The organism is Viridibacillus sp. NPDC093762, assembly GCF_050279675.1.
Taxonomy (GTDB): Bacteria; Bacillota; Bacilli; order Bacillales_A; family Planococcaceae; genus Viridibacillus.
The window spans coordinates 24,662-31,855 of record NZ_JBNNUK010000029.1 but is presented as its reverse complement, the minus strand read 5'-3'; the positions used below and the strand labels follow the sequence as shown (position 1 = coordinate 31,855).

The window sequence follows — 7,194 nt, the reverse complement described above, 5'->3', positions numbered from 1 at the left end:
ATCCACAACTGCGGTCACCTTTGGGGAAAAGAAATCATGAACAACACCTACATCCTGATAAACTAGATATCCTACAGTCGTGATAAAAAAGGTCATTAAAAAAGTCATAACAATAGCCGTAATAACTTGAATACGCCGCTTTGTATTTATTTTTTTAAAAGGTGTTATTGCTTTTTTTACTTCTTCCGGTATCATTTGAACATACTCTGTTTGCTGCTGCAGTCTTTTTAACGTCTGCTTACATTCTTCGCAATGCTGTATATGTTCTTCAATTGCTTTCACTGTATATTCACTACAAACTCCATCAATATACAATGGCAATAAATCTTTAATAATACTACAATTCATTAAGATCAATCCTTTCTGCTAATTTTAATTTGGCACGGTAATACGTTACCCTAGCCCAGTTCTCGCTTTTATCAAATATCTCACCAATCTCTTTGAAACTAAGGTCCATAAATATTCTTAGTAAAAATATTTCACGATAAGGCTCATTTAAAAGATGTATTTCCTTATGTATTGAAATAAGTGTATCTCGCCTAGCTACTTCAACATCTGGCAAATCAACAGTAGATCTTATATCCAACCCGATTTGCATCATATATTCTACACTGCTATAATCATCCCGTTTCTCCTTTTTTAAGTAGTTATAGAAAGTATGTTTTGCAATTTGACATAACCAAACAGACATTTTACATTTACCGTTGTAGCGCCCTATAGACTTTACTGCCTGATAAAAGGTCTCTTGGGTCAATTCTTCAGCTAAATCTACATTTGAAGTTAAGCATATGAGAAAACGCTTTACTTCATCTGCATAGGTTTTGTAGATTTCACTTAACTCATCCACCTGCATCCCCCTTCTCACCAATTATTTTACCTGTGACATATATATATAGATTTAAAACGTTATTCGTTACAGGAATATTAATTTTTTCTTTAGTTCTAGAAAAATAGGAGTAGTTTATCTTGGTTTTTGGTTTTTGGTTTTTGGTTTTTGGTTTTTGGTTTTTGGTTTTTGGTTTTTTGAGAGCCTCAAAATAAAAATCTTTCATTGTTATTCAACAAACCTGCCTCATTAGTTGAATAAGAAAAAGAGCTGTTTAGACAGCTCAAAGATCTTCTTACTAAACCAGCTAATAGGATGTCAATATTTTTCTCTAAAATTCTAATTAACCTTATGTTATACTATTTTGAGCATGACAAATAGCCCTCCAAAAACCTTTTGGAAGGTTTTATCTTTATTACTTGTAACCGTTAATTACGCTATATCTAGGAAAGTTTCTTTTCTATTTAATAAAGCATAAATCCAATGAAGTAGTTTGTTAATGCAAGCTACTATCGCTACTTTGGCAGGCTTTCCTTCTGATTTCTTCTTATCATAGAATTCTTTCAGCTTTTTGTTTCTTGAACTTCTGATACCGCACAATACGGCAAGATACAAAGCATGGCGTAATCTACTTGAACCTCGTTTAGTAATACGATTGGTTGTGGCAGTAAACTTTCCTGATGAGTGAACACTGGGATCTATTCCTGCAAAGGCAACCAGTTTTTTCGGATGACTAAACCGATCAATTTCACCAATCTCAGAGATTATCGTGGCAGCGATTTTTTCTCCGATTCCTGGAATCGATTGGACAATCTTGTAATCTTCCAATTCATTTGCCAAGGTCACTATACGAGTTTCTAACTCTGAAAGGTGTCCTTGGTACTGAAAAAGCAGCTCTATATACATTTGGAGATTGATTAAGTGACTGTGATATACCACTTTTTGAAATGGGTTTCGAGATGCGGAATCCATTAATTTTTTTGCCTTATCCAACGCCCATAGACTAGATCGCCTTGGACAAAACTCCATCACATACTCCGCTAGCTTACTTTCCCCAGCCGCTATTACATCTTCTGAAGTAGGATATTTCTTTAACATCAATAAAGAAACCTTCGAATAAAGATCACCAAAAACCTTACGGTATTCTGGAAACACTTGATCTAAAATAGTGTGAAACTGCAGCCACGCAATTACATTCACCTCAAAACCCCCTTGTATAACGCACACAATTATCTGTTTACCTATAACAATTCAACAATACTCTTAAACTAACCTGCCCCGTTAGCACAATATCAAGTAAATGTTAATTTAATGGGTATTTAATCTTTTCGTTTAATTCCTCTGCTTGATTTATAAAGGAGTCCATATCTGCACTTATAGTAATAATTAATCCTAATCCTACTTCACGAAGTGTTTCCCGCAACTCTTCAAAATTCATTTTATCCTCTTCGGTTAAATCAACAAATCTATATAGTTCATCATTAGGATATTGATTTAATTTAGAATATAAATGTTCAAGAATGTCGTTGTCGCTTTTAGAAAGCGTTCCTAATTGTCTTCCAGTAGTCATACCAAGCCAAATTCCATTCAATACATCTCCTAATTCAGTTGTAACCAAATTGGGTTCAGACCAATTATCATCAATCTGATTTTCTATTAAACCTTCCAGTTCTACTAAATTATGTTGTACTTCCGTAACGAGAACTTGCTCTTTAACAAAGTTCATCTTTATAATTCCCAAAGCTACAATTGCGATAAGTAATATGTTCAAACCTATTGAAATTCGAAATAGCACTTTTTTCTTTTTACTCAAATTTATTCTCCCCTCCAATAAATTTTATCATAAATATCCTTTATAATTATTGAAGTATTCTGCTCCGTTAGTTCAATAAAGAAAAAAAGAGCTGCATATGCAACTCAATGATCTTCAAGTAAAGCACCCGTTAGTTTAAGTGAAATCTTTCACAAGCATTCAGGTGAGCGTTAATTTATTTATTATTGGTCTTATTTTTTTAGGATTGGGTTTTTGCGTGGGTGTAAAAAAGATGACATGGTTGCTTTCAGGATTTAATGAAAAACGTGTCAAAGATAAAACAAAGCTGGCACATCTTGTTGGTGGAACTGAGATTATTCTGCTGCTATTCTAGCTTTCCATAGAGGTTGAATTTCTCCCTCGATTCGGTTTTTATTTTCTACATCAAAAGACGGTGCAGTTGCATTAACCCCTTGTAAAGTTGATTCAGCAGCTGATGCTACACTAGAGACAAAAATAACATAGAACTCAATGACGCAATTACAATAGGTTTACTTTTTACCATTTCAATCCAACCATTCTATTATTTTATAAATATAATAATAACTAAAATGGAGTTAATTGCAATTATTGGGTATATTGTATACTCGAATACAAATGATTTTAAACGACTTAAAATGGCTTGTGAGGGCTCAATTTGGATTTAGAAGTATAATATGAAATATATGACTATTAAACTATTTGATATAGGCGGTCGATTTAATGAAAAAGCTTGTAATTACATATGAAATTTTTATGATTGTTTTAATCCTTATCTCAGTAGCCCTTGCTTTCATGGTTGATAAACGATTTGTGATTTTTCAACAAACTATTTGGGTCATATTCGTAGTGGATTACTTTGTTCGTTTTGCACGAGCAGAAAACAAGTGGCACTATGTAAAGAAACATCCCTTAGAGTTAGTAGCTATAATCCCTTTCGATTCCCTTTTAAGAGTAGCTAGACTCGTCCGTATATTTAAAGTTATTCAATTGCTTGGCATCAGTTCTCGTTATTTAAAACCTTTTTATGCGGTGTTAAAAACGAATGGATTAGACAAAGCTTTCAAGTTTGGTGTCGCAATGATATTTGTCATACCAATACCGATTGCTATAGTTGAACCGGCGATTGAAACTTACGCTGAAGCGTTGTGGTGGGGTTTGATTACAATAACTACAGTTGGATATGGAGATATTGCGCCTGTTACCGTATTAGGTCGATTGATGGCTGCTGTATTACTAATGGTAGGGATTGTGATTATCGGTATATTCACATCTGCAGTTACTAATTATTTTAATAATAAACCTAAAGATTCTCGAGACAAGCAAGTCATGAATATTATTCAGTCGATTGATGAAATTGAAGACATAACAAAAGAGGATATTGAGTTTATCCAGTTATTCTTGAAAAGGAAATATGCTGCAGCTGGTGATCCAGCTGAAAAACGCTGTGAACGTAACCATGTATAAAAATGAATAGTGGCTGAGGATAGGTTTCGTTGGGAAGCCTTGCTATCGCAGCGTTTCGGCTTGCAACTAGCTTCTGCTATCCGTTGTTATGTAAAATCGATTTGTATGGGACTGTATAAGGTTTTATGGATTTTTTTAAGGTTGTTTTCTAAAAGGGGTCTTGGTATTACAATATTTCGCACGTTTATTTTGTTGTGCGATCGCTATTAATTAGCCTTTTGTGTTTTTTAAAATTTTAAAAAATAGGTAACGGGATAACTATGCCTATTTTTCAACAACAAAAAACTCAAAGGCTTTTTTTATATAATTTTTTAGCCTAGAGTTAGAGGTTTTTAAGAAAATGAGCTATTAATTGTGCAGCGAGAGGGATTTAAACAACATTCATTCGATTGAATGATAGAGGTATTACAACAACTACAAAAACGAAGGAAAAGGAGAGGATTTACCCAACAATTATTACGGAAAACATCATGTAGCGGTTCATGTTAAAAATGCATATATGTAACTTAGCTTGCTAGCAGCTATTCGAAAGAAGGTTTTCACCGGTTACAATGAGATCGAGCAAATCGCTCACCTTATTACTCTTCACAAATGAAATATTTTTGTAGTTTGACTTTTTTATTTGATCTTCTTCTTCAACTAACCTTCCTCTTAATACAATCAATTCAACATAAAAAGCGTTAATCCTTCTTGGATCAACGCACCCGTTAGTTGAAGAACTATTTATTATTTTTTCTAACAACATAAGTTATTGCATTGGTTTTTAACAATACAGATTTTCCATTTCGAATAATGGTGTATTCTAATGGTTTTACTACTGATTTTAATATGTCCCATCCTGTATAGAAGCTACTAATTTTTTTAATCATATCTTCTGTTGAAAGATTTACTTCCATAAGTGCATCTAACTTCTCGTTAGTTTCTACATCAATTTCTATAACTTCAGAGTTTACAATAATACAATTTACTCCATTGTTTTGAGTGCCATCCGCCATCTGCTGAACAATTTTATTCAAAGCTACTTCTGATTGAACATGTTCTAAACTTGAGATGGCAACTATTAAATCATATTCGTTTGTTTTGATTTCATAGTTACCAATATCAGCTTTTTTCGCGAGTATTACTTCTTCAACCTTATATTCTTTACTATATTTTCTTAATTTTAGTAAAGCCGAATCAAGTAAATCAACACAAACAACTTTACCGTTTTTACTCTTAATTGCTTCAGCTATCGGAATACTATTTCTACCGACCCCACAACCTAAATCTAGGACTTTTACGTTCTCTTTATCATCAAATAAATGTAATAAATCGGTTACCGTTTTTACAGGTTTGTGTAGCCAAGAACCTTCTTCAAATAATTTATATTTATCATAACAATAATCGTGATATTTCTTCTCTTCATTTCGAATAAATTCAATTCTACTCAATGTTTTCACCCCTTACATCAAATTCTTTATTGAATGAAGAAATACCTTCTTAAACTATCCTGCCCCGTTAGTTCAATAAAGAAAAAAGAGCTGCATATGCAACTCAATGATCTTCAAGTAAAGCACCCCTTTAGTTGAACAAGGATTTGGGTTAATTCAAATTTACGTGACATCGGTAGTTTAAGGATTTCTTCCAATAACAACAGTTGCATCTAATCTATCATCTCTAGCTATTTTTGAAATTAGCCCAACATTAGCAAAAATTTCTGAAGTTTGAGTAGCCTGAATTTCACTCGTCTCTAACAATAGATGTCCTCCAGGAACAAGCCAGTGTGTAGCCTCTTTTACTACCTTTCGCTGAAGGTCTAGTCCATCCATTCCTCCATCAAGCGCCACTTTGGGTTCATATAAACGTGCTTCTTGGGGAAGCAGTTTTATTGAATCAGTAGGAACGTAAGGTGCGTTAGCCACTATGATGTTCACTCGACCTCTCAATGAATCGGATAATGCATCATATAAGTCACCTTGATAAACGTGACCACCAATCTTAGTTATGTTACGGGAAGTACATCGTACAGCAACGGGGTCAATATCAACAGAGTGTAATAAAATCTTTTTAAGGTCGGTTGCAATTGCCACACCAATAGCACCAGACCCGCAACATAAATCCAAAACTATATCATATGGTCGGGTTAGAACTTTCGCTTGCTGAACTAGAAACTCCGTACGTCGACGTGGTATAAAAACTCCACGTTCTACTTCTATTCGTAGCCCACAAAACTTTGTAAACCCAAGTGCGTATTCAAGCGGCAAACCACTTACTCGTTTTTCTACCATTTTCATTAAATCCTCTATACTTCTAGCCTCAGAGGTAAGTAACTGTACTTCTTCTTCAGCGAAGACACACCCCTCACTCCGTAGTCTGTTGATTATTCTTCTTTCAGTTTTATTACCCAAAAATAAATTGAATTTTTGTGCTATTAACCTCACCTCTTCCTTAATCCCAGTTATTTATCTTATTATTCTAGAAATATTATAAATATCCTTCTTCAACTAAACTGCCTCGTTAGTTGAATAAAAAAAGAGCTGTCTAAACAGCTCAAAGATCTTTTACTAAAGCACCTGTTAGTTGAATAGGATTTTCTATTGTTACACCTAGCGTATCAGCCATTCTTCTAATGTCATCATCTTAAAATCTTCTTGAAAATCTAATCTAATTGGTGTGATGAACTCAATTAAGTTACCATCTGGATCGTCAAAATAGATTGCAGCATGTGCATGAGGATTATTAGGTAACACAAGTGGTTGACGATGTTCATCAAAGCCAAATGAAGTACGAATAGCTATCCCTTTTTCATTTAACCATTTCTTAGCCAAGATGATATCCTCTTTTTCTACTCGAAATGCGATATGACGTATGGAAGGATGATAAGGTATCTCAACTTTATCGCTTTCCCATAAACCAAGCCAACTTTCTCCTTTAACAATCCAGAAAAAAGCTAGTTTGTCTTGTTTATAGGCTTTCTCTAATCCCAAATTTTGATAAAATAAAATCGATTTTTCTAAGTTACTTACTGGTAAATGTGCTTCATACAAACCTTTTATCAAAGTAACACCTCTTTTTGAAATACTACATTTATAGTATCAATATAAAAAGTTGTTCGCTTCATTCAAAGGTC

Annotated in this window: 10 protein-coding genes and 1 pseudogene; 2 read left to right on the top strand and 9 right to left on the bottom strand. The window is 33.8% G+C overall.

What is annotated here, in order from left to right; genetic code table 11:
• The 5 genes and pseudogenes from ACQKM9_RS20570 to ACQKM9_RS20550 form a co-directional block, all read right to left on the bottom strand.
• On the bottom strand, positions 1–348 hold a 348-nt coding region (locus ACQKM9_RS20570; protein ID WP_427736259.1), incomplete at its 3' end, for an anti-sigma factor family protein.
• Entirely contained in the window at positions 338–853 is a 516-nt protein-coding gene (locus tag ACQKM9_RS20565; protein WP_427736258.1) for an RNA polymerase sigma factor, read from the bottom strand. The genes ACQKM9_RS20570 and ACQKM9_RS20565, both read right to left, overlap by 11 nt.
• Positions 840–1,052, bottom strand: coding sequence for a hypothetical protein (locus ACQKM9_RS20560; RefSeq protein ID WP_427736257.1), 213 nt, complete (start codon positions 1,050–1,052; stop codon positions 840–842). Before ACQKM9_RS20560 ends, ACQKM9_RS20565 begins: the two co-directional genes overlap by 14 nt.
• A 206-nt stretch (positions 1,053–1,258) precedes the next feature.
• Positions 1,259–2,008, bottom strand: a pseudogene (locus tag ACQKM9_RS20555) (IS110 family transposase); the annotation flags it as partial.
• 121 nt (positions 2,009–2,129) lie between these two features.
• Complete coding sequence (locus tag ACQKM9_RS20550; protein WP_427736256.1) at positions 2,130–2,639, bottom strand: hypothetical protein; 510 nt, start codon at positions 2,637–2,639, stop codon at positions 2,130–2,132.
• 139 nt (positions 2,640–2,778) lie between these two features.
• Between ACQKM9_RS20550 and ACQKM9_RS20545 the strand changes: the two genes are divergently transcribed.
• Complete coding sequence (locus ACQKM9_RS20545) at positions 2,779–2,973, top strand: DUF3784 domain-containing protein (protein ID WP_427736254.1); 195 nt, start codon at positions 2,779–2,781, stop codon at positions 2,971–2,973.
• Positions 2,974–3,341: 368 nt separating this feature from the next.
• Entirely contained in the window at positions 3,342–4,085 is a 744-nt protein-coding gene (locus tag ACQKM9_RS20540; protein ID WP_427736253.1) for a potassium channel family protein, read from the top strand.
• A gap of 514 nt (positions 4,086–4,599) precedes the next feature.
• Here ACQKM9_RS20540 and ACQKM9_RS20535 read toward each other — a convergent pair.
• The 4 genes from ACQKM9_RS20535 to ACQKM9_RS20520 form a co-directional block, all read right to left on the bottom strand.
• Positions 4,600–4,830, bottom strand: a complete 231-nt coding sequence (locus ACQKM9_RS20535) for a hypothetical protein (protein ID WP_427736252.1) — start codon at positions 4,828–4,830, stop codon at positions 4,600–4,602.
• Positions 4,805–5,515, bottom strand: coding sequence for a class I SAM-dependent methyltransferase (locus tag ACQKM9_RS20530; RefSeq protein ID WP_427736250.1), 711 nt, complete (start codon positions 5,513–5,515; stop codon positions 4,805–4,807). The genes ACQKM9_RS20535 and ACQKM9_RS20530 overlap by 26 nt, the downstream gene beginning before the upstream one ends.
• A 180-nt stretch (positions 5,516–5,695) precedes the next feature.
• Positions 5,696–6,472 carry a putative protein N(5)-glutamine methyltransferase gene (locus ACQKM9_RS20525; protein WP_427736248.1) on the bottom strand — a complete coding sequence of 259 codons (777 nt, stop codon included), beginning with the start codon at positions 6,470–6,472 and terminating at the stop codon, positions 5,696–5,698.
• Positions 6,473–6,670: 198 nt separating this feature from the next.
• The gene (locus ACQKM9_RS20520; protein ID WP_427736246.1) at positions 6,671–7,123 is read right to left on the bottom strand and encodes a VOC family protein; all 453 of its coding nucleotides are present in this window, start codon (positions 7,121–7,123) and stop codon (positions 6,671–6,673) included.
• Between the last annotated feature and the right edge of the window lie 71 nt (positions 7,124–7,194).

Coding starts and splice junctions, on each gene's coding strand:
- ACQKM9_RS20535 (WP_427736252.1), bottom strand. CDS start 4,830: ATGTTGTTAGAAAAAATAATAAATAGTTCTTCAACTAACGGGTGCGTT.
- ACQKM9_RS20540 (WP_427736253.1), top strand. CDS start 3,342: ATGAAAAAGCTTGTAATTACATATGAAATTTTTATGATTGTTTTAATC.
- ACQKM9_RS20560 (WP_427736257.1), bottom strand. CDS start 1,052: ATGAAAGATTTTTATTTTGAGGCTCTCAAAAAACCAAAAACCAAAAAC.
- ACQKM9_RS20565 (WP_427736258.1), bottom strand. CDS start 853: ATGCAGGTGGATGAGTTAAGTGAAATCTACAAAACCTATGCAGATGAA.